Origin of the sequence: Pedobacter aquatilis (genome assembly GCF_032678405.1) — a bacterium.
Taxonomy (GTDB): Bacteria; Bacteroidota; Bacteroidia; order Sphingobacteriales; family Sphingobacteriaceae; genus Pedobacter; species Pedobacter aquatilis_A.
This window is the reverse complement of record NZ_JAVTSJ010000004.1, coordinates 442,816-467,943: the sequence shown is the minus strand read 5'-3', so window position 1 is coordinate 467,943 and position 25,128 is coordinate 442,816. Positions and strand designations below refer to the sequence as shown.

At 46.4% G+C, this 25,128-nt stretch carries 30 protein-coding genes; 15 read left to right on the top strand and 15 right to left on the bottom strand.

Annotated elements, in window-relative coordinates:
- Positions 1–23 precede the first annotated feature (23 nt).
- Complete coding sequence (locus R2R71_RS13485; RefSeq protein WP_316831798.1) at positions 24–245, top strand: hypothetical protein; 222 nt, start codon at positions 24–26, stop codon at positions 243–245.
- A 236-nt stretch (positions 246–481) separates the two neighbouring features.
- Positions 482–757, top strand: coding sequence for a hypothetical protein (locus tag R2R71_RS13480; RefSeq protein WP_316831797.1), 276 nt, complete (start codon positions 482–484; stop codon positions 755–757).
- A 57-nt stretch (positions 758–814) separates the two neighbouring features.
- Here R2R71_RS13480 and R2R71_RS13475 read toward each other — a convergent pair whose 3' ends face one another.
- Positions 815–1,972, bottom strand: a complete 1,158-nt coding sequence (locus tag R2R71_RS13475) for a zinc-dependent alcohol dehydrogenase (protein ID WP_316831796.1) — start codon at positions 1,970–1,972, stop codon at positions 815–817.
- A 73-nt stretch (positions 1,973–2,045) separates the two neighbouring features.
- Positions 2,046–2,231 carry a hypothetical protein gene (locus tag R2R71_RS13470; RefSeq protein WP_316831795.1) on the bottom strand — a complete coding sequence of 62 codons (186 nt, stop codon included), beginning with the start codon at positions 2,229–2,231 and terminating at the stop codon, positions 2,046–2,048.
- Between the two features lie 392 nt (positions 2,232–2,623).
- Between R2R71_RS13470 and R2R71_RS13465 the strand changes: the two genes are divergently transcribed.
- The gene (locus R2R71_RS13465; RefSeq protein ID WP_316831794.1) at positions 2,624–2,755 is read left to right on the top strand and encodes a hypothetical protein; all 132 of its coding nucleotides are present in this window, start codon (positions 2,624–2,626) and stop codon (positions 2,753–2,755) included.
- A 224-nt stretch (positions 2,756–2,979) separates the two neighbouring features.
- The gene (locus R2R71_RS13460) at positions 2,980–3,456 is read left to right on the top strand and encodes an ankyrin repeat domain-containing protein (protein WP_316831793.1); all 477 of its coding nucleotides are present in this window, start codon (positions 2,980–2,982) and stop codon (positions 3,454–3,456) included.
- A gap of 81 nt (positions 3,457–3,537) precedes the next feature.
- Here the strand turns inward: R2R71_RS13460 and R2R71_RS13455 are convergent, their stop codons facing one another.
- The 4 genes from R2R71_RS13455 to R2R71_RS13440 all read right to left on the bottom strand — a co-directional run bounded on the left by R2R71_RS13455 (position 3,538) and on the right by R2R71_RS13440 (position 7,485).
- Positions 3,538–5,730 carry a catalase gene (locus R2R71_RS13455; RefSeq protein ID WP_316831792.1) on the bottom strand — a complete coding sequence of 731 codons (2,193 nt, stop codon included), beginning with the start codon at positions 5,728–5,730 and terminating at the stop codon, positions 3,538–3,540.
- A gap of 11 nt (positions 5,731–5,741) precedes the next feature.
- Positions 5,742–6,296, bottom strand: a complete 555-nt coding sequence (locus R2R71_RS13450) for a ferritin-like domain-containing protein (protein ID WP_316831791.1) — start codon at positions 6,294–6,296, stop codon at positions 5,742–5,744.
- 261 nt (positions 6,297–6,557) lie between these two features.
- A complete protein-coding gene (locus R2R71_RS13445) occupies positions 6,558–6,794 on the bottom strand; it encodes a hypothetical protein (RefSeq protein ID WP_316831790.1) in 237 nt (78 codons plus the stop codon).
- 61 nt (positions 6,795–6,855) lie between these two features.
- Positions 6,856–7,485 (bottom strand): alpha-ketoglutarate-dependent dioxygenase AlkB, encoded by a 630-nt coding sequence (locus tag R2R71_RS13440; protein ID WP_316831789.1) that lies wholly within the window; start codon positions 7,483–7,485, stop codon positions 6,856–6,858.
- 136 nt (positions 7,486–7,621) lie between these two features.
- Between R2R71_RS13440 and R2R71_RS13435 the strand changes: the two genes are divergently transcribed.
- Positions 7,622–7,804: a hypothetical protein gene (locus R2R71_RS13435; RefSeq protein WP_316831788.1), complete on the top strand. Its 183-nt coding sequence runs from the start codon at positions 7,622–7,624 to the stop codon at positions 7,802–7,804.
- 11 nt (positions 7,805–7,815) lie between these two features.
- Complete coding sequence (locus tag R2R71_RS13430; protein ID WP_316831787.1) at positions 7,816–8,487, top strand: type 1 glutamine amidotransferase domain-containing protein; 672 nt, start codon at positions 7,816–7,818, stop codon at positions 8,485–8,487.
- 81 nt (positions 8,488–8,568) lie between these two features.
- On the opposite strand, the gene R2R71_RS13425 is transcribed toward R2R71_RS13430, so the two are convergent.
- The 5 genes from R2R71_RS13425 to R2R71_RS13405 are packed head-to-tail and all read right to left on the bottom strand — an operon-like array spanning position 8,569 to position 10,740.
- A complete protein-coding gene (locus R2R71_RS13425; RefSeq protein WP_316831786.1) occupies positions 8,569–8,838 on the bottom strand; it encodes a SemiSWEET transporter in 270 nt (89 codons plus the stop codon).
- 12 nt (positions 8,839–8,850) lie between these two features.
- Positions 8,851–9,075, bottom strand: coding sequence for a hypothetical protein (locus tag R2R71_RS13420; RefSeq protein WP_316831785.1), 225 nt, complete (start codon positions 9,073–9,075; stop codon positions 8,851–8,853).
- 12 nt (positions 9,076–9,087) lie between these two features.
- Positions 9,088–9,864, bottom strand: coding sequence for a DNA-formamidopyrimidine glycosylase family protein (locus tag R2R71_RS13415; protein ID WP_316831784.1), 777 nt, complete (start codon positions 9,862–9,864; stop codon positions 9,088–9,090).
- Between the two features lie 2 nt (positions 9,865–9,866).
- Positions 9,867–10,127 carry a DUF3606 domain-containing protein gene (locus R2R71_RS13410; protein ID WP_316831783.1) on the bottom strand — a complete coding sequence of 87 codons (261 nt, stop codon included), beginning with the start codon at positions 10,125–10,127 and terminating at the stop codon, positions 9,867–9,869.
- 10 nt (positions 10,128–10,137) lie between these two features.
- Entirely contained in the window at positions 10,138–10,740 is a 603-nt protein-coding gene (locus tag R2R71_RS13405) for a hypothetical protein (RefSeq protein ID WP_316831782.1), read from the bottom strand.
- 198 nt (positions 10,741–10,938) lie between these two features.
- On the opposite strand from R2R71_RS13405, the gene R2R71_RS13400 reads away from it, so the two are divergent.
- Complete coding sequence (locus tag R2R71_RS13400) at positions 10,939–11,349, top strand: response regulator transcription factor (protein ID WP_316831781.1); 411 nt, start codon at positions 10,939–10,941, stop codon at positions 11,347–11,349.
- Between the two features lie 172 nt (positions 11,350–11,521).
- Positions 11,522–12,091, top strand: coding sequence for a translation initiation factor IF-3 (gene infC / locus R2R71_RS13395; RefSeq protein ID WP_316831780.1), 570 nt, complete (start codon positions 11,522–11,524; stop codon positions 12,089–12,091).
- Between the two features lie 91 nt (positions 12,092–12,182).
- On the opposite strand, the gene ligD is transcribed toward infC, so the two are convergent.
- Entirely contained in the window at positions 12,183–15,071 is a 2,889-nt protein-coding gene (gene ligD, locus R2R71_RS13390; protein ID WP_316831779.1) for a DNA ligase D, read from the bottom strand.
- Positions 15,072–15,104: 33 nt separating this feature from the next.
- On the bottom strand, positions 15,105–15,263 hold the full coding sequence (locus R2R71_RS13385) for a DUF3606 domain-containing protein (protein ID WP_316831778.1): 159 nt from the start codon (positions 15,261–15,263) through the stop codon (positions 15,105–15,107).
- Between the two features lie 48 nt (positions 15,264–15,311).
- Between R2R71_RS13385 and R2R71_RS13380 the strand changes: the two genes are divergently transcribed.
- The 4 genes from R2R71_RS13380 (at position 15,312) to R2R71_RS13365 (ending at position 18,756) form a co-directional block, all read left to right on the top strand.
- Positions 15,312–15,782, top strand: a complete 471-nt coding sequence (locus R2R71_RS13380; RefSeq protein WP_316831777.1) for a response regulator transcription factor — start codon at positions 15,312–15,314, stop codon at positions 15,780–15,782.
- Positions 15,783–15,908: 126 nt separating this feature from the next.
- Positions 15,909–16,184 (top strand): hypothetical protein, encoded by a 276-nt coding sequence (locus R2R71_RS13375; protein ID WP_316831776.1) that lies wholly within the window; start codon positions 15,909–15,911, stop codon positions 16,182–16,184.
- A 15-nt stretch (positions 16,185–16,199) separates the two neighbouring features.
- Positions 16,200–17,969, top strand: coding sequence for a mechanosensitive ion channel domain-containing protein (locus tag R2R71_RS13370; protein WP_316831775.1), 1,770 nt, complete (start codon positions 16,200–16,202; stop codon positions 17,967–17,969).
- Positions 17,970–18,048: 79 nt separating this feature from the next.
- Positions 18,049–18,756, top strand: coding sequence for a RibD family protein (locus tag R2R71_RS13365; protein WP_316831774.1), 708 nt, complete (start codon positions 18,049–18,051; stop codon positions 18,754–18,756).
- Positions 18,757–18,981: 225 nt separating this feature from the next.
- On the opposite strand, the gene R2R71_RS13360 is transcribed toward R2R71_RS13365, so the two are convergent.
- Complete coding sequence (locus R2R71_RS13360) at positions 18,982–19,278, bottom strand: hypothetical protein (protein WP_316831773.1); 297 nt, start codon at positions 19,276–19,278, stop codon at positions 18,982–18,984.
- 185 nt (positions 19,279–19,463) lie between these two features.
- On the opposite strand from R2R71_RS13360, the gene R2R71_RS13355 reads away from it, so the two are divergent.
- From R2R71_RS13355 to R2R71_RS13345, 3 genes are read left to right on the top strand one after another with little or no spacing between them, the layout of a single operon-like run.
- Entirely contained in the window at positions 19,464–20,201 is a 738-nt protein-coding gene (locus R2R71_RS13355) for an Error-prone repair protein ImuA (protein ID WP_316831772.1), read from the top strand.
- Entirely contained in the window at positions 20,201–21,703 is a 1,503-nt protein-coding gene (locus R2R71_RS13350) for a DNA polymerase Y family protein (protein ID WP_316831771.1), read from the top strand. The genes R2R71_RS13355 and R2R71_RS13350 overlap by 1 nt, the downstream gene beginning before the upstream one ends.
- Before the next feature lie 5 nt (positions 21,704–21,708).
- Complete coding sequence (locus tag R2R71_RS13345; protein WP_316831770.1) at positions 21,709–24,939, top strand: error-prone DNA polymerase; 3,231 nt, start codon at positions 21,709–21,711, stop codon at positions 24,937–24,939.
- Here R2R71_RS13345 and R2R71_RS13340 read toward each other — a convergent pair.
- Complete coding sequence (locus R2R71_RS13340) at positions 24,932–25,096, bottom strand: DUF2256 domain-containing protein (protein WP_316831769.1); 165 nt, start codon at positions 25,094–25,096, stop codon at positions 24,932–24,934. The genes R2R71_RS13345 and R2R71_RS13340 overlap by 8 nt on opposite strands.
- Positions 25,097–25,128: the final 32 nt, after the last annotated feature.

Below are 25,128 nucleotides of genomic sequence, written 5' to 3'. Positions count from 1 at the left end.
GATGAGCGAAAAGAGCATTTAAAATGATGCATTTAGCTACTGGCGAAGTGAGTTCGTTTATCGGGAGTATTGGTATATTTAACGGGAGCCCGGCTGCCAACAGCAATCTTAGTGTTACGGGTAGTGATGGGCTGCTAGGTGGCGGGCATTTACTTGAATTATCATCCTATACGATAAAACTCGTGATTCGAGCCGAACTGCCTGCAAATCAAAACGGGATAGGGGGTTTTAGCTGCTTTCGTTGACATCGATCAGCAATGAAATTTCAACAGGGAGGGTTTTTTGGTATACGCTGCTTATAATGGGCGCATAGGCCAAAAAGCCGCTGCTCGATTCCTCGCCTATTACCCTATCCACTGGGGAAAAAGCTTTCTCAGGGCTTTACTACTCATGGCCATCGGTTAAATACATCAGCCAGGGCTTGGTCATAAATAAAACATAGCCTGAGAAAACAAAGGTGGAATTTTGGAGTTCATTAGTCATGAAGCCATTTAATATTAATATGCCGCATGGTGAACAGCTGATTGAATTAACGATTATCCCAAGAGCTGATTATTTTATAATTGCCGCTAAGCAGGGCGTTATTGGCGGCATTAAAAAGATCGGTATGGATTGGATATTGATGCCGCCTGAGCAAATGCTTGAAGAAGAAATTTATTCCATTGGACATAGGGTTTATCCGCAAGAGCACCGTATCGTGCTGGGTGCTGCAGCACTTAATCAGATCGCTGGCGAAATCGAAAACCATTTAAAATAAACAGGCAACCGCATAGGTTACCTGCTTAAACCATTAGCGTTTGTTGAACAAGGATACTTAGGGCTTTAAGACCACTTTTACACATTCATCCTGCTTTTGATCGAATATGTTATAGGCATGCGCAGCATCTTCTAGCGGAAGTGAATGGCTAATAATATCATCCAGCACCACCCTTTCCTCACTAACCAGATCAATGAGCGTGTCAATGTAATTGAGCACCGGCGCCTGACCTTGTTTTATGGTTATACCCTTGTCGAATATCCTGAACAATGGAAAATTATCATAAGGGGAACCATATACGCCCATGATAGAGACTGTCCCCATTCTTCTCACCGCCTCAAAGCACATCTCGAGCACTTTCATAGAACCTTTTTCGAAGTTGAGCGTTGCCTTAAGTTTATCCATCAAACTTCGCTCTGGTTCAAAACCTACTGCGTCCACGCATACATCCGCTCCTCTTCCGCCAGTCATTTCCCTGATGGCCTCCACGACATCTACCCGGTGGGGATTCAGGGTTTCCACGTTATTGACCGTGCGGGCTTTATCCAGTCGGTAGTCCAGTGGATCGATCGCGATTACCCGGCCGGCGCCGTTGATCCATGCCGCTTTCTGCGCCATTAATCCTACCGGACCGGAGCCGAAGATCGCAACCGTCTCCCCACCTTTCAACTGCGCCCAGTCAATAGCCGACCAGCCTGTGGGAAAGATGTCAGTCAGAAAAAGTGCCTGCTCATCGCTCAGGTTTTCCGGCACGATCCGGGGGCTGATGTCTGCATAGGGCACCCGAACATATTGTGCCTGCCCGCCCGAATATCCCCCGTAAAGATCAGTATATCCAAAGAGTGCGCCGCCTTTTTGATCAGCTACGTTTCCAGCAGGTCCGTAATTTTTATAATTGGATTCCTCGCAGGCCGGTGAGGCCTCATGAGTGCAGAAGAAGCATTTCCCACAAGATATGGGAAAGGGTACCACCACACGGTCGCCCACCTTCAAATTGCTGATCGCTGATCCGACTTCTTCGACAATACCCATAAATTCATGGCCCATTACCATAGGATCTTTTTGTGGCACTGCACCGCTGAGGATATGCAGGTCACTCCCACAGATGGCCGTTGAGGTCACTTTGAGAATGACGTCCCTGGGATCTAAAATTTCAGGGTCCGGGACATTCTCGACGCGGATGTCTCCTGGTTTATGGAATACTGCTGCTTTCATTTTGATCGTTTTTATTGGGCCTTCGCCCGGGTTGATGTTATTTTATTAAAACTTTACGATGGGGATGTTTACTTCATGCTTGTTTATCTGCATCTGCCCCTGGTGATACCTGTTTATTCGCTTTGTCCGGTTCTGAGTTTTCCAGCGCTTGTGCATTTTGGTTTTCGTCATAGGCCTTATCAGCGTCACTGCCTTTGAGCTGCTCATTGGGGATGAGGCCTGTCTTACTTTTTTCTTTCCCTTTTTCTTTGTTTTCCATGGATGTGTTATAAAATTGGTATGCTGTTAAACATAATATCAGTGAGGATAGCTGTATGGATCATCTTATGGAATAATTACCTTTAACTATACACCCCCTTATATACAACAATCCCTAATAGCGCACTTTTGTTTTGTATTTTCAAGTGTGAACCCCCGGTTTAGGTATTTTTACGTGAGCTGGAAGATATACTTATAGACACGACCCCTGGATAAGCAAAATGCCCGGCCAGAGGATCATTTCTCCCAGCTCCAGTATAACAGCAGTCTATTCCACTTAGGCGAGCAGCTAAGCTGCTGAACGTAATTACAACCGTAAGCACTAGTGATCCAACAGGCGACCTGTTGCTTTGGGAACCGAATCGCCTGGATGGCTAAATGCCGCATACGGTTATGGCCAAGCAAAAAACTTTCGGGCAGCCAGCCGTGAAAAATAAGTTTGAGCTGGTGCCATCTTTATTAAAAGGGCTTACGGGCGACCGGTCCAAATGTACCGAAGCTTTATACACACTAGCGAAAGGTTAGCAAATCGCAGCAGCCAAATATGGTCTTCATCTGCGGAAATGCTAACTGGACACCGAGTTTATCAACGCTACATTTTGGCCTAAGGGGCAAAGTCGCCTAAAACGGTAAGGACAATAATTGAATTCATATCCATTAAGCTGGAAAAAAAGGAGCAGGTTTCAATTGGCAATCCAAAACTTTTGGCATTAATCGAGGTTATCTGAAGTATGGAAAATATAAACTTATTGATCATCCCCGCGGCCAGAAAAGGAGAAATTGAGGTGTTAAAAGAGCTGATTAGGCGGGAGGCAGACCTTAATTTTCGTGATGAAAAAGGCTACACTCCACTGATTATTGCCGCTTATAATCATCAGCTGGAGGCCGTGCGTTTGCTGATCGATGCCGGCGCTGACCTAAATGCCTCAGACAGTGGAGGCAACACAGCATTGATGGGCGCAGCGTTTAAAGGGTATAACGATGTAGCTGAAATCTTGATTTCGGCCGGTGCGGATCTGGATATGCAGCATGGTAACGGTGGTACAGCATTAATGTTTGCTGCTATGTTTGGCAGAAATAGCACCCTTTCTCTGCTCCTGGATAAGGGCGCAAATATTGCCCTCAAAGACCACCGTGGGCAAACTGCGCATGATTACGCGGCTTTACAGGGTAACGTGGAAGCTTGCAATATCCTCGAAGAGGCCAAATCACCCTCATCCCATTAAATATCTAGATTCCTGAGCCTTCAAGGATGAGGAATTAAAAGCATAAAAATCAATGGGGATAATCCCCATTGATTAATATTTCTATGCAGGTATTTTTCGTGGTTTTTCCCGCTCCCAGAAGCGGTGTTGGGCAATCATTTCTTCAAAGGTAGCCGCCAGTTTCGCCGGATCGGCAGCAACAAGAACTCCTTCCCTCATCACAGTTTGTTTTGAAAACTCAGCAGGAAGCTTTTTGTAAAAGTAGGTAGATTCCAGGACCTGCAGGCCTCCCTGGTCCGCTGCAATTGCCTTGCAATGCTTAAAAGCTTCATTCAGGAAATGAACGGCATCTGCATCCGCCTGTAAAGTCGCGACCGAATTTGTCCCACCGGGGATGTAAACTGCATCATACAATACCGAGGCGGCTGTTAAGAAACTTTCCTCAGGCATGATAATCTGATCTTGTTTGGAAATAAGCTGAGCTAACCTGGGCGCGATCACATGTACAACTGCGCCGGCTGCGACCAGCGAATCCTTTACAGTTGACAGCGCATCTCCATCTACACCATCTGCAGCGAGAATGGCAACTTTACGGCTAACTACGCTGTTCTTTGCTGTTCGGGCCATGCTTAATGCTTCGGATTTCGCCAGGCTTCCTTCAGGATTTTTTGAGGCATAATCTCCTCTTTTCCCATCTGCGGGGATACTATTGTTTAAATCTTCCAGCGCAATCTTGGGGATATGAATTCCCAGTGCATAACTGACCTGGGCAGCCAGGCTTTTATCAATCTGTGCAAGTATACCCAGCATGCGCTCACGTATGCCCAGGGTTTTAACCTTGCCCAGTTCAAAACTTAGCGCATCGATAATGTGATTTTTTTCCGGGTCGCTCTGCGAATTGAAAAATAATCTTGCCTGGGAAAAGTGATCAAAGAAACTGCTGCTGCGCGCCCGGATCTTGCGTGCATCGATACGCTCGTTGTGGCTTACAAAACCTCCATCTGCCTGGCTGACCTGTTGAGGATCATTTGCAGAGAGGCCATTCGGTCCATAGCTGGTTTTACCCCTGTTGATCGTTTGGCGCATATGCCCGTCCCGCTGGTTGTTGTATATAGGCACTATAGGACGGTTGATTGGAATTTCATGAAAGTTAGGACCTCCTAATCGGATCAGTTGCGTATCGGTATAAGAGAACAACCTTCCCTGTAAAAGGGGGTCATTGGTAAAATCAATACCGGGTACCACATGCCCGACGTGAAAAGCGACCTGTTCTGTTTCGGCAAAAAAATTATCCGGATTGCGGTTTAATGTCAGCTTACCGATTCGCTGCACGGGAACGAGTTCCTCAGGGATGAGTTTTGTAGGATCCAGGATATCAAATTCGTATTTGAATTCGTCCTGCTCAGGTATCACCTGTATGCCTAGCTCCCACTCAGGAAAGGCACCTGCCTGGATGGCATCCCAAAGGTCACGGCGGTGAAAATCAGGGTCTTTTCCGGAGATATTCTGTGCCTCGTCCCAGGCGACCGAATGTACACCGAGTAATGGCTTCCAGTGGAACTTCACAAAATGCGATACGCCTTTGGCGTTGACCAGCCTGAAAGTATGTACGCCAAATCCTTCCATCATCCGGTAACTTCTGGGTAACGCGCGGTCGCTCATTGCCCACATGATCATATGTGCAGACTCCGGGAGCTGCGATATAAAGTCCCAAAAAGTGTCGTGCGCAGATGCCGCCTGCGGAATTTCATTATCGGGTTCAGGTTTCACCGCGTGGATCAAATCAGGAAATTTCATCGCATCCTGTATAAAAAATACGGGAACGTTGTTGCCCACTAAATCAAAGTTTCCTTCCTGGGTGTAGAACTTGACCGCAAAACCCCTAACATCACGGGCCAGGTCGGTAGATCCCCTTGATCCGGCTACCGTGCTGAAACGAACGAATACGGGCGTCTCGATTTGCGTGTCGCAAAGAAAAGCAGCACGGGTCAGGGCTGATTGGTCCTTGTACACCTTAAAGACTCCGTGTGCGGCAGAACCGCGTGCATGTACGATACGCTCGGGAATACGTTCGTGGTCAAAATGTGTTATCTTTTCCCGAAGGATAAAATCTTCGAGTAAAGTAGCCCCACGCTCCCCTGCCTTGAGTGAATTTTGATCATCATTGATCTTTACGCCATGATTGGTAGTCATGGACTGCCCGCGGGAATCAGCTACAAAGGCTTCAAGCTTAGTTGTTTTTTTGTTTTCCTGCTGCGCTGGCATTTTTTCTTTTTGAACGGTTTTCTTTGCCATAATCGTTTTTCTTAGGCTTCTTCTCCTGCCTGGTAATTGATATCTTTTTGTGCAATGTCGGTAAGTTTGCTATCCGCATTTTTCTCTTCCTCGAGCGTCTGCGCCAGTAGGCCTGCTATTTCCTCAAGGCCCATTGTGTATGCTAATTGTTGCAGTCCACGGTAACTGGCAATTTCATAATGTTCTACTTTTTGCGAAGCGAGTATGATACCTACATCACGGGTTGCACTACCTGGGGGTGTTTGTTCTACGATGCCTTCGGCTTCTTTGGTCAAGCCTTCCATGGCATCACATTTTTTTGCTAATGGTTTTGCTGCCAATAATTCAAATATCTTTTCCAACCTGGAAACGTGGTTTAGCGTTTCCTCGAGATGTTTACTGATTGCTTTTTGCAAGGGCGCAGCGCTTGCCGCTGAAATCATTTTCGGCAAGGCCTTTGTTAAATGGTTTTCCGCCCAATATAGGTCAGCAATACCATCTTTAAATAATTCCTTTAAGGCAGGCAATTCCTGCGCAGTGGTTTTGGTTGCGAACTTTGGATCGCCCCCTGATTGTTTTATAGCCATTTGGTGTTTTGTTAGGTAAGTTATAATACAACCAAATATTTTATCGATAAGTTTTGATTTTTAACATATACAGTAATCAAAATCAATCGGAGGAGGATTATCGCCTGGATGAAAGTTTTATTCATGATCTGATTTTCAAATCTGCCAGTTGGTAGGCTGAAAAATATTAGCCCGCGGGTCAGCTATGGTGTACCTACTGGACATGTCCAGTCAGCGCTAGTCCAAATAACCCACACCAGCGAAAACGGGATGGATTAAAACTTAATAGCCTTTAATGCTTTTATGGTGCTCATCCATGAATTTTCCAAGGGCATCAATGGTTTCGCCATCGATATTGCTATTATCGGTTTGCACCCATCTACCATCCTTTTTGGCTGCCCGGTGAACAAGGTCTCCGTTTTTCATGAAGTCAAACTGGTCTGGACTAGCGTATTCAACGATGGTATAGGTCTGTTTAGTGTTGTCTTTTGTGGTATGGGTGTAAGCTAATTCTATCATGGTTTTGTTTTTTTTGAGTAAGGGATTATTTGTTAGATTTTAATTTTTGGTTTTGCTAATGTTATTTTGACTTAAGATCAAATTTTTCCGCTAACATAGCCGCTACCCTGCCTTGGGGATTAATCGGATGCACTTTACCGGGTTTGACTTTCCGGTAAGTAATGGAAACCCTTCTTTGGCGGTGTTTCACATTTCCTTCAATAATATCCTTTTTTCTGGGCGGGATGCCATGGGTCCATTTTTTGCGGGCATCATCCTGCATGATATATAGCGAGCGTCTGGGGATTTCTATATCAATGACTTCCAAGTTTTTTCCCCTGATGAAACGCATTACGCAGCCACTTGCCAAATTTACCCCGCAGATTTGGTTTTGATAGTAATTGCGGTCTTTGTGTGGACGGATACCTTCCCCTGGCTGATACTCATTGATAATGACCTGATCAGGTTGTAGGCTTAGCAGATTCTGGCGGTGGATATCTTTGGAAAACTGATAAATTTGTGGCGGGATCTCCAGCGGGATGGCGATCAATTCGTAAGGTTCTTCGAGTTCATTGCGGAAGCCGTAATACTGAAGCCTACGCGCATAATCGACCATCCAGACCTGGCTGTCAATTTCAGCGAGAAGCGCCGCTTCTTTTTCGCTGCTAATGAAATCGGGATAGATAAATAATCCGGGGACGGCTGTTTCCATGTAGCTACAACATTGAAAATTGGTTGCTGGTTTGCATTTATTAGTAATCATTGAATAGTTGGCCAGTGTTGGATTCGGTCTGACTTTTCAGAACCATTGCGCATTTCTGGTGTTATAATAGAAAAATTCAGCAATTATGACCGATCCAAAGACTGGCACTAACGTGCAGGAAGCTAATAAAGCCAATAAAAATGCTAATGCTCTTTCAAAGCAGGCTAAGCAGCAGAATAGTAATAGAGCGCTGGGCAATTGGGACAAGCATCAGCGGGTAGATGAAGAAGGTAATGAACTTCCGCTGATGATAAATAATCCAGGATGAAAAAATTATTGATGGTGCTTTCCTCTCACAGTGAGCTGGAGCACACCGAGGGTAAAACAGGGGTATGGCTCGGGGAATTTACCGATCCCTATTATACTTTTTTGGATGCAGGGATCGAGGTGACCCTCTGTAGCCCTAAGGGCGGCAGGCCCCCTGTGGATCCAATGAGTGAACTTACCGAGCACATTAGCGGCGCTAACCGCAGGTTTTTGGATGATGAGCTTGCAATGCTTGCCTTTTCGCATACCCATACCCTGGGTCAGGTTTACGCAGCTGACTATGATGCAGTATTTTATCCTGGGGGTCATGGTCCGATTTGGGATTTGGCGAAGGATAATGAAAGCGGTCTTTTGATTTTAGCGTTTCTGGATACATCCAAGCCAGTGGGACTGGTTTGCCACGGACCCGCGGCGCTCCTCAGCGCAGAAAACCTTCGGCCAGGCTTTTTAAGAGGAAAGCGAATTTCGGCTTTCAGTGATACCGAGGAAACTTTAGTTGGAAGAAGTGGGAATGTGCCTTATTTGCTGGAGGAAAAACTTAAAAGCTTAGGTGCAGAGGTGAAAACGGCATTGGTGCCATTTTTATCGCATGTGGAAATAGATGGGTTACTTATTACCGGGCAAAATCCGCTGTCAGCAGGTCCTGCAGCGAAGGCTTTGGTTGAACTTCTGGACGCAAGGTAATCGTTAAGGTATTATGATCGTATTCATATCGGCGGAAGAGTGAGCTTTTCCGCCTTTTTTTTTGCCTGCAGTTGAGTTTGGTTAGTCTTTACTTTTAGGTTTATATCGAAAACGCAGCAGAATAAGCAGCAGATCGCAAAGCAGGGAAAAGGCATTGGTAATGGTGATGGGCCAGGCGCTGAGTAAAATACCGTAATATACCCAAAGGCCGTTTCCGATAAGCAGGACAAAGGGCATGAGTGTGGAGATGGTTTCAGCATTCTTTTCACGGATGACTTTGATGATCTGGGGTAATAGTGAGACGGCGGTCAGGCAGCCTGCAGCGATACCGATGAGGTTCTGGATTTGCATCGAATGATCGTTTTAAAGCGTTTGGCTGGAGCGCTGATAGGCTTCGATGGCTTCGCCAAGTTTGCTCAGCAGTGACCCTTCAATTTTATCCTTACTTTTCCAGATGAGTTTTAAATGGCCCTGCGAGGGGTAAATGGTGGCCAGATGGTTTTCATCCTGCGAAACTTCAAAAGTGCGGTCTGGCTGCAGGGAGATCTGGTATTTTTGTTTTGCAATGCTAAGGGAAACTTTTTTCATGGATAGTTATTGTTAGGTGTATAAGTGCTGTTCCTGGGTAAAGTAAGCGGTCCTTCCACCTATGGTGGTCTGTTTGACAGGGATACCTGTTGGGGATGTTTTGATTTTTGCGCCATGCACTTTCATAAAGTCCCGTAGTTCGCCGGTAAGCTCATCGCTGTTTGCTTTTTCAATATCGCTGATGGCCTGCTTTAAGGTCTTGGAAATGCACTCATAGAGGTATTTGGCATTCGATTCAGGAATTTTATTGGCTATCGATAGCGGGGAGATCTTAGCCGCCCACAGGATTTCATCTCCGTAAGAATTTCCTATACCGCGAATGGCTTTTTGATCCATTAAGAGTTCTTTGATGGTCTTTTTTCTTTTGGAAAGCAAGGTTAAGAATTCCTTTTCGGCAATTTCGAGCGCATCGGGAACTTTGTTTTCCGCTGGATTTAGGGCCGGGGTAGCCTGTTTAAGGATATCGGTTACTGCAAAACCCTTACTATTTTTAAAGTGAAAAGCTAAGATGCAGTGTTTGGGTAGCGGATCAGCGCTGCTGATTTCTTTAAGTTCTCCCTGGAGCATAAGATGCAGACCTAAGATGGTGTTTTTTCCAAAATGAAATTGCAGCGTTTTGCCGGAGCGTTCTACTTTTTGTAGTGTTTGATGCTCCAGTGCTTCTTGAAGTTCTTCGGTGGTAACCTTGAGCTTTTTAGCGACTTTCACCTCCAGCTTTTTTAATTTCTTGCCCTTAAATTTTTTGTTCAATATATTGGCAAAGACGGTTAAATCCGGTAATTCTGCCATAATTATGCGCTTAAATATTTTTTGATCTCCCGGACTTTAGTGCCGTTGATGATGATGGCGGCTTTTAACTGTTCGCTGCTGATCTGAAATTCTTCCGCCCAGTATTGAAGTTCGGTTGGATCATCGGCGTTTATTTCCCGGTGTTCGTTTTCATCTTCAAAAAGTTCCAGGGTATCTGCCTCGTCTTCGATTTGGTAACGCTCCCTGATATCTTCTGGATCAGGGATATCCTCTTTGTGGTTATTTATTTTGGTATTTCCCATGGTTTTTGGTTTAATTAACACTGATAAGCATGAAATAATCTTGGTTTTCTTTTTTTACCATCAGGTCCAGGTGCTCCTCAAAGCTGACCAGGTTGAGCACTTCATCTTTTAAAAAGGAGGTGAATACTTCAAAGTCAATATCCGGCTTAAGGGTGATTTCCAGCGTTTCGCTGCTTTTCCATTCAGTATCGGTGATTTCGGGATAGGTTCCTTTTAGTATTGAGGGGAATCCTTGTCTGGAAAAAGCTTCCGAGAGCTTGGCTGCTATTTCAAATACATAAGGCTGGAGCGCCTTGTCATGGCTATGCCAAAACAATTCGTTTTCTTCATCCTGCCACATGCTGCCGGCGTATTTTCCGTTTAAACGGACTGCATAACATTCGCCGCCTTGTTCGACGATTACATCAATATCGCCCTGGTCACTGGGCAGGGTAAATACATATCGCTCCATGTTGAGGTTTTCCTGGTTTAAGGATTTTAATATTTGTTTTTCCTTTCGGTACTGTTTGCCTTTATGCAATAGGTAGGCCGATACGAGCGCAAAGGCGGTAATGCTAGCTGCGATGATGGCGCTCGATCCTTTACTGATTTTGATTCCGATAATGTTTTTCATGCTATCCTGTTAACATCAGTAATTTAGATAAGTTTTGATTTATTGCCACCCGTTAAGCCCTGGGGTAAATCTTAGCGAGATAGCTTAGGTTGTTTTGAAAGCCACCTTTTTCGCAGATGAGCAAAGCAGATGGTTGTATTGGCAAGGAAGGGATGGCGGGCGATGCAGGTTATCCATTTTGTTTGCGTTTTATAGGCTTTGGAAAAAACAATTGCCCTTGAATTAGGGTTTTCAAGTCAATTGAATTCGGTTATGGCAAAAAAGATATATTTACTTGAAGATGATCAGGCGATGCGCGATGTGGTGACAATTTTACTGGAGGATGAAAATTATCAGGTGGAGGCATTTGCTAGCGTATCAGAATTTATGCGCCGGGATAACCACCACCTTGCCGATCTTTTTATTCTCGATGTGATGCCCGATGGACACGGGATTGACGTCTGCTCCCTGCTGAAAAATAATGAATCGACCCGGCAAATTCCGGTATTGATGATGAGCGTAGATCCCAGCAGTACCATTATCGAGCAGTCCTGCACCGCACAAGGGTTTATGGCAAAGCCTTTTCATATCGATTCGCTCTTAGCAGAAGTTGCAGCTTCGCTTCAGTAAATTATTCTTGGGCTTTTATTAGTATATCACCTGGCGAGAATAAATGTGCCAGGTAATACTAAAGTCATGATGGGGAATTTATTTGGCGGAGGCTTTGAAATTTGCTACATTATCAATTCCATCGCTATTGACTGTCCTCGAGTAATTTATTTTTCATTAAAACTTATCAAATTTGGCATTAAAAAAAGCAGGATTTTATAAGGGTACACGCTTACCCTTCAGAAAAAAAGAAGCGGAACATAAAATCAATCAATTCATTACCTCACCTGAAGTCCGTGTTACCGGCGAGAATGTTGAGATGAATATTTACCCACTGGCCCAGGCGCTTGGCTTGGCGGAAGAACTTGGGCTTGACCTGGTGGAGATTTCACCCAAGGCCTCCCCTCCGGTTTGCAAGATAATTGATTACAGCAAATTTCTTTTCCAGCAGAAGAAAAAGCAGAAGGAAATCAAAAGTAAGGCCAAGCAGACCATTATCAAGGATATCCGCTTTGGTCCGAATACCGATGAGCATGATTTTCAGTTTAAGCTCAAGCATGCCCTTTCCTTTCTGGACAGTGGCGAGAAAGTACGGGCTTATGTGCATTTCAAGGGACGATCGATTGTTTATAAGGAACGTGGGGAGATCCTGCTGCTTAAGTTTGCGCAGGCTTTGGAGGCTGTTGGTAAGGTCGAATTATTGCCTAAATTGGAAGGTAAGCGTATGTTTCTAACGTTAGCGCCACGGGCTGGCCAGCGCTAAGCGGCTTTATATTATCCAAACTTAAGGCTTATCCAATTCTCGGTCGTTTTCGTTTCTTTAGGTTTCAGGGTTTGTTCAGCCATTTTTAAGCTTAAAGGAAAGTCGCTTTTGCCTGCCGGATGATTTGCTGCATGTCGATTCCTTTACCTAAAGTACCTGCAAATAAATCTCCGGTTTCTTTCAGTCGAGAGGTGGCGTTAAATATGGTAAAGTCCTTCATCTTTAGTCCGGGTTTAACTTCATCCCAGCTTAAGGGCATGGAAACGGTAGCGCCTGGTTTTGGGCGAAGTGAATAAACACCGGCAATGGTTGCGCCAGGCCGGTTCTGCAGGAAATCGAGGTACATTTTGCCGCCACGTTTTCTGATCGAGCGTTCGAGGGTGGTAAATTTTGGGAGTTCCCGGTTGACCTGCCGGACGATCAGATTTGCAAAAAGCTGGCTTTGGGTATAGGTGTATTGTGCGCCAAGGGGGATATAGATGTGTATACCGGTGGATCCGGAAGTTTTGGGATAACTTTCTATGTTAATACTCTTTAATATTTCATGGGTAACCTGAGCCGCCTGGATCACCTGCTCGAAGGTATTTTTATCCGGATCCAGGTCAATCACGCAGTAATCGGGATGATCGGGACTTTGAGTCCTGGAAAACCAGGGGTTCATTTCAATGCAGCCGAGCGAGGCCATCCATAACAGGGTCGCTTTATCATCTCCCAACAAATACTCTTTCTCCTCTCCTTTTTCATTGGTATGGGGCATGGTACGGGCCCAGCCGGGGGCAGTTTCCTTAACGTTCTTTTGATAGAAACTTTTGGAGTGGATGCCACCGGGATAGCGGTTAAGCGACATTGGCCGGTCTTTGAGGTAAGGGAGCATCAGTGGTGAGACCGCCTCATAATAATTAAACATATCCCGCTTAGTCACCCCATCTTCGGGCCAGTATAATTTATTCAGGTTTGTGAATTTAAGGTTATGGCCATCCACCTTTTTTTCCTCCACCTGGGCCGGGCCGGAGAGAAATGGCTTAGTATTCTTTATGTTTTTGGTCGCTTTTGGGATCTTGGTGCTGGGCTTGAGGGCTTTGTTTTCAGCTAAATTATGCTGTATTTCCGCTCCTTTAGTAAGGGTTTGGGTGTCCGCTTCTTTTTCAAGGATGATTTCTTTTGGATCTTTATCTTCCCGCAGGCCTTTAAAAGAAGCTTGACGCAGTTTTCCATCGTTGGTGAGTTCTGCAAATTCTACCTCGCAAATCAGGGTGGGTTTTAGCCAGGTAGGTTTAGTGCCGAGCCTTTGCGGCCGGAATGGTGAGGGTTCATCCACATCCGGGGTAGTTTCAAAGGGGCAGGTTTTGCTGATGCGTTTTTCAAATTCAGCCATGAGCGCTTTTTGGCTGGCCTGGTTAAATCCCGTACCGACTTTGCCGATGTATTGGAGTTTGCCTTTTTCATCATATACCCCAAGAGCTAGTGCGCTAAAATATTTCTGGGTACCTTCATTTCGGGTATAGCCGCCAATAACCACCTCCTGGCGTCTTTTGGCCTTGATCTTGAGCCATTCACGTGAGCGGCTGTCGGAAGAATAATAACTGTCCGCCCGTTTGGCAATAATGCCTTCGAGTTTCATTCGCTTTGCTGCATCAAAAAACTCGATCCCGCTGGTGAGGAAAGCCTGGCTTATTTTGAGCTGCTCATCATCTTTTGAAAGCAACGCCTCCAGGATTTGCCTGCGCTGGCTCAGCTTGAGGCTGAGCAGCGAATAGCCTTCCAGCCACAGAATGTCAAAGATATAATAATGCAGCTTGGCGTTTTTGGTGTTTTTCCAGTTTTGGAGTGCGCCGAAGTTTGCGCTAAGGTCGTCTTTGAGTGCCACAATTTCGCCGTCGAGTACTGCGTTTAGCTTCAGCTGATTTAGCGCCTGCGTGATCTCGCTGAACTGGACAAATTCCAGGTTGTTTCTGGAATAAAGTTTGGTCCCTTCGCTTTGGGTATAAGCTAGCGCGCGGTAACCGTCCCACTTGATCTCATAAATCCAGCCGGGCTCATCAAATGGTGAGTCCACCAGGGTGGCTTTCATGGGCTTGAGGTTTTCCGGCATCGGGCTCTTTTGCGCTTCTTTAAGTATCGCAGCGATTTCCGGAGATAAGTGTTTTAAGGTGCTGGTAGCTGCTTTTGAATTGGAATTTGATTTTTTAAGATTCTTTTTCAGGGGTTTACCGGCCAGTTCAATCCAGACCGGGGCATGGTCGCTAGCCCCTTCCCAGCCGCGGAGCTGCTTATCCACGTTTGCGCTTTTAAGTTTTTCAGCAAGGTCAGGTGTCAACAGGAAATGATCTAGCCGCAGGCCGGCGTCCCTTTCCCAGGCTTTCCTAAGGTAGTCCCAGTAGGTATAAATTCGCTCACCGGGATAAAGGGTTCGTATGGCATCGGTCCAACCCTGATCCAGCAGCGCCTGGAAGTTTTCTCGTATTTCGGGACGGAAGAGGGCATCATTTTTATATTTTTCAGGTTTATAGGCATCCAGTTCCGTAGGCATGACGTTATAATCGCCAATGAGCATGACCGGAAGGCCGGTAGCGATCAGGGTGAGCGCATGCTGGATTAACCTCGAAAACCAGCGTTTTTTAAATTCATATTTTTCCCCTGGCAGGGGATTCCCGAAAGGCAGGTAAATGCAGCCAATAACTACATCATAGGTAAATACTTCCAGGTAACGGCTATGGCTGAACTGGGGATCTTCGCCTGGCAGGTCCCTTCGAAGTTCTTTGATGGGCTTTTTGGATAATACCGCGACGCCATTCCAGGCTTTCTGTCCATGCCAGATGGCCTGGTAGCCGGCTTGATTTATTTTATGTATGGGGAAGGATTTATCTTCGCATTTGAGTTCCTGCAGGCACACGATATCGGGCTCGGATAACTTTAGCCATTTCAGTAGCGTATCGATGCGGCCGTTGATACCGTTGATGTTGTAGGTTGCAATTTTCATACAATGCTAAAAAGCCCCTTTCGGGGCTGATTTCTATTTTACTTTTTTCTCGATGTCTTTGCGCTGGTTTCCTGATGCGGATTTAGCGTCCTTGATTTTATCGGGTCTTACCTCCAGCTTCTTTGCTTCGTAATTGATTTCATGATCCTGGTTGGATACCGACTTGCGCTCTACTTTTGTTCCTCTTGCCATAATTTCGGTTTTTTATAAGTATAGCTCTATAACATATCTTATCCCTCCTTGGTTTGGCTGGATTTGTTTTTAGGTATGGATGGGATTTATACGCAAAATATGGGCGGGTATTTTTTATTAGCATCTTCTGTATTATATTTAACTATTATGTCCACTCACAAAGTTTTAATTGTCGAAGATTATGCCTCCAATGCGGAAATGATTGCTGAGGCCATGGTCGATGCTGGCTTTGAGGTTGCTTTGCTGGCTTCTGCTACTGGTTTTCTTAAATCGGTATTGGAAATCAAGCCAGACCTGATTATCCTTGACATTAAATTACCGGACGGGGATGGCAGGAATCTTTGCAATGAAATCTATGCTAGCGATGAGACTGCGCATATCCCGGTGATTATCATATCTGCCATTTTGGAATCTTCATTCGAGGATATTCCCTGCCCTGCTAGTGCATTTATCACCAAGCCTTTTGACGTTGATGAATTGGTGAGAAGGGCTGTGCAGATGGCTGATAGGTTCAATTGAAAAAGTACTTAAAACGCTACCACGGACAGGCGACCATATGATCTAAGTTCAGGTAGATCCTCGCAGCGCCTGTGACCATATTGAAATTTATAAAAACATTATGGACCGTCTGCTTGTCGCTATAGCATGACAATTGCAAATGAATTAAATCCATATTTTTCTGACCTTCAACTTGCCGGCATGGTACTGGCTTTTTTCGGATTGGCCCTGATCATCCTGAGCGTGCATCGAAGGAGGCTTAGGTCCAGAATACAGGGACTGCGCCGTTTCGCGGTTACCGACAGAACTCCTTTCAGCAAAAAGACAGAACTTTTGATCCAGCGTTTTGGTATCTTGCTTTTATTGGGCGGTTTACTCACGGTTACCATTGTGGCCATCGGCCAGCATCCAGCGATTAGTTAACGATAATTTCCTGAAATGATTAAAAGCTATACCCTTATTTTTCTACTAATCAGCACAATTACCCTTAAGGCTTTCCAGGCTGATACGCTTTCGAGCGCCAGCCAAAGCATTGATGAGGTGCTGCTGCTCAAAGACCAGCAGCAAAAACAGATTGATTCGCTGGTGAGGATACAGCTCGAAAAGCAGTTGAAAGCCGCAGCAGGTGACCAGCGTAAGACGCGTGAACTGGAAGAAAAACTACGCAAGATTGCCCTGAGTGATTCACTTCGGCAGATCCAGCAGGCAGCAGAGATCAGCAAACTGAAAATCAATGCCAAGGGCTATCCTGTGGTACTCAACCAGGATACGCTTTTTTATGTCTTTACCCGGACGGGATCCTTCAGTGCACAAGAGCGGGCGCAAGGGATATCCAAAAAGATTGGACAAGTTTATAACGATGCGTTTTTTTTGACAGATTCCCTGCAACTAAGGGCAACGGGCGATAACTTTGACCTGGTTTATAAAAATAGTGAAATCATCCTTACCGTCTCCAATCTGGATGGCCCCTGGTTTGCCAAGAGCAATGCACAGCTAGCTGAGGAATACCTGCAGGTGATCAGGAAAGAAATCAGCAGGGAACGCGATGCCCATAGCCTGTTTAACTGGGTCAAGCGAATTGGTCTTGCCGTTTTAATCCTGGTCTTGCTCTTTGTTATGGTGATGGCCATCAAATGGTTGTTTTCAAGATTGCTTGCCCTGGTGAATAACCGGATTCGCAAACGGACAAATGGACTCAAGCTGGGCAGTATCCGCATGATCCCGGCGAAGGATCTGGAGTTGTTGGCCACCAAAGTCAGTGGGGGATTAAGGCTTTTGGTGACCCTGCTTACCATTTACCTCTCCCTGCCACTGTTATTCAGCGTTTTTCCGGAGACTGAAAGCTGGACGAGTACGCTGTTAAGCTGGATTTTGGGGCCCTTACGTATTGCGCTCAAGGGCATTGCGGGCTACCTTCCAAATTTATTTACGATTGTAGTCATCTACTTAATCTTCAGATATGGTTTAAAAGCTGTTCGCTATTTCTTTGACGAAGTGAAAAGGGGGAATGTGCAGCTTCGCGGCTTCCATGCGGACTGGGCCCTGCCCACTTTCAATATCCTGCGTTTTGTGCTATACGCTTTTATGCTTATCATTATCTTTCCCTACCTCCCGGGTTCCGGTTCTGCGGCCTTTCAGGGGGTATCGGTGTTTTTAGGGATCCTGATTTCCATTGGTTCTTCGAGCGCAATTGGCAACATCGTAGCGGGATTGGTGATCACTTACATGCGCCCTTTCCGAATCGGTGACCGGGTTAAGATAGGAGAAGTGACGGGTGATATCATTGAAAAAACAATGCTGGTGACCCGCGTACGCACGATCAAGAATGAAGACATCACTGTCCCCAATGCCATGGTACTCTCCAGCAGCACGGTGAACTATTCAGCGCAGGCGGCTTCCTTGGGACTGATTTTGCACTATGAGGTAACTATAGGTTATGATGTGCCCTGGAAAAAAGTTTATGAACTGCTGATTGATGCCGCGAAGAAAACCCCTAATATCCTGGCTGACCCCGAGCCTTTTGTCTTGCAGACGAACCTGAACGATTATTACGTTTCTTATCAGATTAATGCCTATACCAATCAAGCCGGTATGCAGGCGCTGATCTATAGCCAGCTGCTTGAAAATATCCAGGACGGGCTAGGCTCGGCAGGCATTGAACTGCTTTCACCACAATATAACGTCATTAGAAAAGAACCTGACAGATAAGCCGCATGGATGACATAATTTGATTAACGGCCTAAAAGGAACGCTTATCGATAAAAAACCCTAAGAGAACAAGAAAAAAATGAAAAATAGCATACCAAAAGTAATCTGCCTGATGATGACTTCCCTGGATGGAAAAATACTGGGCGAAAAATGGGGCAAAAGTAAAGCCGTTGAACAGCTCAAAGCAAGTTTTGAGAAAGTACATGAACGCATCGGCAATGGCGCATGGATTGTGGGACGCAGAACCATGGAAAAGGACTTTACCGATTATGCGAAACCCATCATCAAAAAAAACGCGGGAAACATTAATAGGAAGGATTTCGTGGCTCATCATGACGCAAAAACCTTTGCCATCGCCTTGGATAGCCAGGGCAAGCTCGGTTGGAAAAGACCGGACATACAGGGCGACCATGTCATCACTATCCTCACCGAACAGGTCAAGGATGGTTATCTGGCGCAGCTGCAAAAAATAGGCGTATCGTATATATTTGCAGGAAAAAAACAGGTTAACCTTAAGCTTGCCCTAGCAAAGCTCCGAAGCCTTTTTGGCATCAAGAAACTCATGCTTGAAGGTGGTGGGCACCTCAACGGTAGCTTTTTAAATGAAGGCTTGATTGATGAATTTCATCAGCTGCTATTGCCGCTAGCTGACGGTAGCAGCGGGAATTCTTCTGTTTTTGAGATTGAGCCCAAAGCAAAAAAGGCAAAATCCACGTTATTTAAGCTCAGCGGAATTAAAAAGATCGAGCATGATGTAATTTGGATAAAGTATACCCGCCGCACATAAACATTTTCAGTTAGCCCTAAGCTATGCCAATATTTAGCGCTTCCACTGCTGGTAGACTGGTATTGGCATTTTTTTTTCAGGTTTAATGATGATGCTGAAATCAAGGCATGATTGAAGAGCTTAAAACTGACCGGCCATTCATCTTTCAACAGCCCGGGGATAAAGCGGGGCAAAGATGCCCAGAAAACTTTCAAAATTGATGCCTGCTTTACAGATGACCAGGTATTATTCTTCGTCTGATCTTACCACAACTTCCTGGATGAGTTTTGGCCAGCGGGAAAGCATATTGTTGGGCAGGCTATTGAAGTGCTGGTCATCAATAAAGCTGCTAATGCCGATGAAAAATGTTCTTTGGAGGTCTTTTCCGCTCAGCTGACACCACTCCTTCCCTATTTTTTCGATACTGCCCAGGAATTCCCCTTCCAGAGCGATGCGCCAGGGTTCGCCGGAAGAAAACCGGATGATCTGATAGCTTTCAGTCTTTCCATTGCAATCAGTAAAAAAGTAATCAAGCTGGGTCATTTATCATATTGTTTTTGATTTTGCTTTCACCAAAGATGCAATTATTTACTATTTATTTTAGTATTTATCAACATTTAAATTGCGGTCAATCCCTCTTTAAATAAACAAAAACAACCTTAGACTTAAATTTGTTAACAATTATGAATTACTAATATTTTTAGTATTAATTTTGTAAGGCAGATTTCATGAGGACAGCGGAGCATAAAAAGGATTTGATCGACAGCATGCGGAAAGAGATCTTAAAACTTGAGGGTTTTAAGTTTTCTCCCGAGGGGGCTGCTGTGGACTTTGGTCTGGGCGGGCTGGTTGAAGCTTTTCCTAACGGGCAGTTTCCCACTGGTGCGATCCATGAATTTATTGGCACTTCGATGGAAGATGCCGCATCCACGGGCGGCTTTACTGCGGCACTGCTTTCGGTATTGATGAAAGATAAGGGGATTTGCATTTATGTAAGTGCCCAGCGTAAACTCTTTCCGCCTGCGCTGGCCCGCTTTGGCCTTTCGCCGGACCGGATGGTCTTTATCGATTTGGGTGCAGAGAAAGATGTTTTGTGGGCAACTGAAGAGGCTTTGAAGTGTGAAAGCCTTTCTGCGGTGGTTATGGAAATCGATCAGATCAGTTTTGCGCAAAGCCGCAGGCTTCAGCTGGTGGTGGAAAAAAGCAAGGTCAGCTGTTTCATCATCCGGCGAAATGCGGAAAAATTATCTTCAACGACCACTGTAGCCAGGTGGCAGATTTCCGCGCTGAGCAGTGAAACCATAGGCGGTATGCCTGGACTGGGATTTCCCAGGTGGAAAGTGGAACTGTTGAAAGTTAAAAACGGGAAGCCTGGCAACTGGGAGATGGAATATGTGGCGGGCGGGTTCAGGTTACTTGAACTGGAGCCAGAAGTTGTGGCAATAAAGGAAAGGAAGGTGGTCTGATGAGTAAAAGGTATCTAGCAGTATGGTTTCCGGAGCTCCTGACGGACTGGAAAAGGGTGAAGCGGCCAGAATTGTGCAAGTTGCCATTGGTCTTTGCCGACAAGGTGGCTAACCAGATGGTGATCAGTTCTGTCAGCACAGAAGCATCCGCTTCGGGTATCACTTTAGGCATGCCGCTTGCGGATGCCAGGGCGATCCTGCCGGAACTGGAGGTGGTGGAAAACCAGGGCTATCGCGCAGTTAAGGTGTTAAAGCATATCGGAAGATGGGCCATCCGCTATTCGCCGCTGGTGATGATGGATGGGGATGATGGACTTGTAATTGATTTTTCAGGCTGCTGCCATTTATGGGGCGGGGAAAGGGCCTATTTTAAAGCCGTGATTTTTCGCTTTCGTGAATTGGGTTATCATGCCAGAGGAGCTATCGCGGATACCATGGGTGCCGCCTGGGCGGTTTCGCGCTATGGAAGGGTGTCGCCCATTGTACCCATGGGAAAGGAACTGGATTTTCTTTTGCCCCTGCCTCCGATGGCTTTGCGGATTGAGGGTATGGCTTGCCAAAAACTCATCAAACTGGGCTTAACTACAGTTGGCAGTTTTATCTCCATGCCGCGTTCGGTATTGCGCCGCCGGATTGGGGAAGCAGCTGTCCTGCGCATCGAGCAGGTACTGGGACAAAGTGAGGAATTGTTTGTTCCGTTATCAGAACCTGTGGAATACAGTGAACGTTTGGCGAGTATGGAACCTATACGCACGAAAAACGGGATTGAGCTCGCAATTGAATCACTGCTGGTGTCGCTCTGCAAGAAATTAGCAGCCGATGGCTTAGGGTTGCGCCAGGCGGCGCTGCAATGCTTCCGAGTGGATGGAAAGGAATTGTCAGTTTCGATTGGTACCAGTACGGCTAGCGTTCATGTGCCACATTTGTTTAAATTATTTGAGTTAAAGGTGGATAGCATTGAACCGCGATTGGGCATTGAACTTTTCGTGCTGGAGGCTTTGCAGGTGGAAGAACTAGCTGCTCAGCAGGAAGTGCTATGGCGAACAGAGAAAGCCGGCGAAGAGGTGGCTGTGTCTGAACTGCTCGACCGGATCACCGGAAAGCTGGGCGCAGGGATCGTGCATCGTTACCTGCCCCTGCCCCATCACTGGCCGGAGCGCTCGGTGAAGGTAATTTCTGATTTTAAGGAGTCACCGGTCATAGACTGGCGCAGGGACCGGGCAAGACCGGTGACTTTGCTTTCGGTTCCCGAAGCCATTCAAGTCACTGCGCCCATTCCGGATTACCCACCGATGGTCTTTCGTTACCAGGGGGTGACCCATCAGGTAAAAAAAGCGGATGGGCCGGAGCGTATTGAGCGGGAATGGTGGATACAGGAAGGAGAACACCGGGATTATTATAGTGTGGAGGATGAGCATGGCAAAAGGTATTGGCTTTTCCGTTCGGGTCACTATGACGCGGAGCGAAAAAGTGGTTGGTTTATTCATGGATTTTTTGCGTGATCGATATGGGTTATACAGAATTACAGGTCACCAGCAATTTTAGTTTTCTTCGTGGCGCTTCGCATCCGGAAGAATTGGTGGACCAGGCAGCTTTAATGGGTTATTCACGTATTGCGATCACCGACCGGAATACCCTAGCCGGCATCGTGCGGGCACATGTGGCAGCCAGGAACCATGCGGGTATGTCCATTATTCCAGCCTGCCGGCTGGATTTGATGGACGGGCCTTCCCTTCTCGCTTACCCAAGGGATAAGCAGGCCTACGGCCGACTTTCCGCTTTACTTTCTTTAGGGAACATGCGGGCGGAAAAAGGGACTTGTCATTTATATAAGGCGGATGTATTTTCCTATGCTTCGGGAATGGAGTTTATGGTGGTTCCGCCGGAGGCTTTAAACGAGCTCTTTGATTTTGAGGAAGGCTTTAAATCAGCTTTAGGCGAATATGCATCAGTTTTAAAGGGGCACCTTTATTTAGCGGCTACACGGAGCTATAGCGGGGATGATCATAAGAAGCTCTTTCGATTGAATCAGCTATCTGTTTCTTTAGGCATTCCGATGGTGGCGAGCAATGATGTGCATTACCATCATCCATCGAGGCGTGAACTTCAGGATATTCTGACCTGTACCCGGGAAAAATGCACGATCCAGAATGCCGGGCTGCTACTGCTGGAAAATGCCGAGCGGCATTTAAAGGACTCGGTGGAAATGGAGCGATTGTTCCGCGCCTATCCCGAAGCGATTTTAAACAGTAGCCGGCTGGCGGATTTATGCAGCTTTTCACTCGATAGCCTGGAATATGTGTACCCGAAAGAAATTACGACCGAAGGTCGTACGCCCCAGGATGAACTGACTTACCTGAGCTGGCAGGGCGCGAGGGAAATGTTTGGGGAGGACATTCCGGAAAAGATTTCGGCCAATATTAGCTATGAGTTAAAATTCATGGAGGAGATGAATTATGCTTCCTACTTTTTAACGGTCTATGATATTGTGCGCTTCGCAAGGTCTAAGGGCATCTTATGCCAGGGCCGAGGTTCTGCGGCCAATTCAACGGTCTGTTACTGTTTAGGGATTACTTCTGTTAACCCGATTAAGTTTGATTTGCTTTTTGAGCGTTTTATTTCTTCAGCTAGAAATGAGCCGCCGGATATTGACGTGGACTTTGAGCATGAACGCCGGGAAGAAGTGATCCAGTACATCTATTCCAAATATGGCCGTGACCGGGCAGCAATTGTGGCCACCGTTACCCAGCAGCACCAGAAAGGGGCTTTGCGGGATGTGGGCAAAGCGATGGGATTGTCAGCAGATACGGTAGGTAAACTCTCTTCTGCAATTTGGGAGTTTACCGATGAATGGTTCGAGGAGGCACGGATCAGGGAGGCTGGCCTAAATCCGGATGATCCGCACCTGCGGAAAGTATTGAAACTGACCGGGCAAATGATGGGCTTTCCGAGGCAACTGGGCCAGCATACCGGCGGCTTTGTAATTACCCGTGGTAAGCTTACTGATCTATGCCCGATCCTGAATGCCAGAATGGTGGACCGGACGAATATTGAATGGAATAAGGATGATATCGATGCACTGGGTTTTTTAAAAATTGATGTACTGGCGCTGGGCATGCTTACCTGTATCCGTAAATCGTTCGATTTAGCGAGCTTGCATTATGGGCTGGATTTGAGCTTGGCTAAAATTAACGAGCGGGATGACCCCAAGGTGTATGAGATGATATCCCATGCCGATACCATCGGGGTGTTCCAAATCGAAAGCCGGGCGCAGCAGTCAATGCTGCCTCGCCTGCGCCCGAGCTGTTTTTATGATCTGGTGATTGAAGTCGCTATTGTGCGTCCGGGGCCGATACAGGGGGACATGGTGCATCCCTATTTGCGCAGACGTAATGAGGAGGAACCAGTGGAATATCCTTCGCCTGAGTTAAAAGAGATTTTAGGACGCACGCTGGGCGTGCCGCTATTCCAGGAGCAGGCGATGAAGATTGCCATTGTGGCCGCTGGCTTTTCTCCGGCTGAAGCGGATGCTTTGCGGCGAAGCATGGCCACCTTTAAGTTTAAGGGTCTGGTAAACCAGTTTGAAAAGAAACTCATTGATGGGATGCTGGAGCGGGGATATACTGAGGATTTTGCCAAGCGGATCTTCCGGCAGCTGGAAGGATTCGGGAGTTATGGTTTTCCCGAAAGCCATGCGGCTAGTTTCGCACTTTTGGTTTATGTATCCTGCTGGCTGAAGTGTTATTATCCGGATGTATTTGCCTGCGGACTTTTAAACAGTATGCCCATGGGCTTTTACCAACCGGCGCAAATTGTGATTGATGCACGGAACCATGGCGTGGAAGTGCGGGAGATTGATGTGAATTTTTCTTTTTGGGATAATATATTGGAAGAGGTTTCAGGAAAGTACCATGCGATGCGCCTGGGCTTCCGGCAGATCAAGGGGATTGCGGAAGCGGAAATGAATGGTTTGGTGGCTGGCCGTGGCCAGGGTTATAAAACCATTCCTGAGCTGATGGACGAGGGCGTTTCGCAAAATACGCTGGAGCGGCTGGCCGATGCGGATGCGTTTCGGTCGCTTGGACTGGACCGCAGGCAAGCTTTGTGGGAAGTATCAGCGCTGTCAGACCGGCCGGTAGCGCTGTTTGAAAAGCAGGTCTCTGAAACAAAACTGGAACCGCAGATATCGCTGCCGCTGATGCGTGAATCTGAACACGTGGTGCAGGATTATGCCACTACTGCCCTATCGTTAAAAGCGCATCCGGTGAGTTTTGTGCGGGAGAAATTGTCTTTGCTTAAGGTCTTATCGACTAAAGAAGCAGCTGAATCCTGGGATGGTAGACTAGTGAAAGTGGCTGGACTGGTATTGGTTCGCCAGCGACCGGGAACCGCTGGTGGGGTCTGTTTTATTACCATTGAGGATGAATCCGGGGTAGCGAACCTGGTGGTTTTTCAGCACCTGTTTGAAAAGTACCGAAAAGAGATTTTAGGGGCTAGGTTACTCATGGTAGAAGGAAAACTCCAGAAAGAAGGTGAAGTGGTGCATGTGATCGTACAGAAATGTTTTGATTTGACGAAGTTAATGCGGGGATTGACCGCTAGCGAAAATCCGGATTTGCCCCTACTGACGCTGTCGAGGTCGGATGAGCGCAGTCCTTTTCCCGTGGAGAATAAACGGACCCAGGTCAGGACGGTAGTGGAAGATGGAGCGATACCACCAGCAAGGAATTTCAAATAGCTTTATTGCTATCGTTGGTTTTGGAACTGCGTCTGCAACGCTCGCTGCAATAAATGACATTTACCCAGTCTTTTTCCCATTTTTTCCGCCAGGAAAATGGTTTGTCGCAAATCGGGCAAATTTTGGCTGGCAGGTTGGATTTTTTGACGCCTTTCATTGGATTTGTTAATAACAAAAGGGGCACAGAAT

Coding starts and splice junctions, on each gene's coding strand:
- R2R71_RS13410 (WP_316831783.1), bottom strand. CDS start 10,127: ATGGGAAATACCAAAATAAATAACCACAAAGAGGATATCCCTGATCCA.
- R2R71_RS13350 (WP_316831771.1), top strand. CDS start 20,201: ATGAGTAAAAGGTATCTAGCAGTATGGTTTCCGGAGCTCCTGACGGAC.
- R2R71_RS13375 (WP_316831776.1), top strand. CDS start 15,909: ATGACAATTGCAAATGAATTAAATCCATATTTTTCTGACCTTCAACTT.
- R2R71_RS13355 (WP_316831772.1), top strand. CDS start 19,464: ATGAGGACAGCGGAGCATAAAAAGGATTTGATCGACAGCATGCGGAAA.
- R2R71_RS13370 (WP_316831775.1), top strand. CDS start 16,200: ATGATTAAAAGCTATACCCTTATTTTTCTACTAATCAGCACAATTACC.
- R2R71_RS13430 (WP_316831787.1), top strand. CDS start 7,816: ATGGTGCTTTCCTCTCACAGTGAGCTGGAGCACACCGAGGGTAAAACA.
- R2R71_RS13405 (WP_316831782.1), bottom strand. CDS start 10,740: ATGAAAAACATTATCGGAATCAAAATCAGTAAAGGATCGAGCGCCATC.
- R2R71_RS13485 (WP_316831798.1), top strand. CDS start 24: ATGATGCATTTAGCTACTGGCGAAGTGAGTTCGTTTATCGGGAGTATT.
- R2R71_RS13465 (WP_316831794.1), top strand. CDS start 2,624: ATGGCCAAGCAAAAAACTTTCGGGCAGCCAGCCGTGAAAAATAAGTTT.
- R2R71_RS13425 (WP_316831786.1), bottom strand. CDS start 8,838: ATGCAAATCCAGAACCTCATCGGTATCGCTGCAGGCTGCCTGACCGCC.
- R2R71_RS13415 (WP_316831784.1), bottom strand. CDS start 9,864: ATGGCAGAATTACCGGATTTAACCGTCTTTGCCAATATATTGAACAAA.
- R2R71_RS13450 (WP_316831791.1), bottom strand. CDS start 6,296: ATGGCTATAAAACAATCAGGGGGCGATCCAAAGTTCGCAACCAAAACC.
- R2R71_RS13440 (WP_316831789.1), bottom strand. CDS start 7,485: ATGGAAACAGCCGTCCCCGGATTATTTATCTATCCCGATTTCATTAGC.
- R2R71_RS13365 (WP_316831774.1), top strand. CDS start 18,049: ATGAAAAATAGCATACCAAAAGTAATCTGCCTGATGATGACTTCCCTG.
- R2R71_RS13445 (WP_316831790.1), bottom strand. CDS start 6,794: ATGATAGAATTAGCTTACACCCATACCACAAAAGACAACACTAAACAG.
- R2R71_RS13475 (WP_316831796.1), bottom strand. CDS start 1,972: ATGAAAGCAGCAGTATTCCATAAACCAGGAGACATCCGCGTCGAGAAT.
- R2R71_RS13385 (WP_316831778.1), bottom strand. CDS start 15,263: ATGGCAAGAGGAACAAAAGTAGAGCGCAAGTCGGTATCCAACCAGGAT.
- R2R71_RS13455 (WP_316831792.1), bottom strand. CDS start 5,730: ATGGCAAAGAAAACCGTTCAAAAAGAAAAAATGCCAGCGCAGCAGGAA.
- R2R71_RS13480 (WP_316831797.1), top strand. CDS start 482: ATGAAGCCATTTAATATTAATATGCCGCATGGTGAACAGCTGATTGAA.
- R2R71_RS13340 (WP_316831769.1), bottom strand. CDS start 25,096: ATGAAAGGCGTCAAAAAATCCAACCTGCCAGCCAAAATTTGCCCGATT.
- R2R71_RS13360 (WP_316831773.1), bottom strand. CDS start 19,278: ATGACCCAGCTTGATTACTTTTTTACTGATTGCAATGGAAAGACTGAA.
- ligD (WP_316831779.1), bottom strand. CDS start 15,071: ATGAAAATTGCAACCTACAACATCAACGGTATCAACGGCCGCATCGAT.
- R2R71_RS13420 (WP_316831785.1), bottom strand. CDS start 9,075: ATGAAAAAAGTTTCCCTTAGCATTGCAAAACAAAAATACCAGATCTCC.
- R2R71_RS13435 (WP_316831788.1), top strand. CDS start 7,622: ATGACCGATCCAAAGACTGGCACTAACGTGCAGGAAGCTAATAAAGCC.
- R2R71_RS13345 (WP_316831770.1), top strand. CDS start 21,709: ATGGGTTATACAGAATTACAGGTCACCAGCAATTTTAGTTTTCTTCGT.
- R2R71_RS13470 (WP_316831795.1), bottom strand. CDS start 2,231: ATGGAAAACAAAGAAAAAGGGAAAGAAAAAAGTAAGACAGGCCTCATC.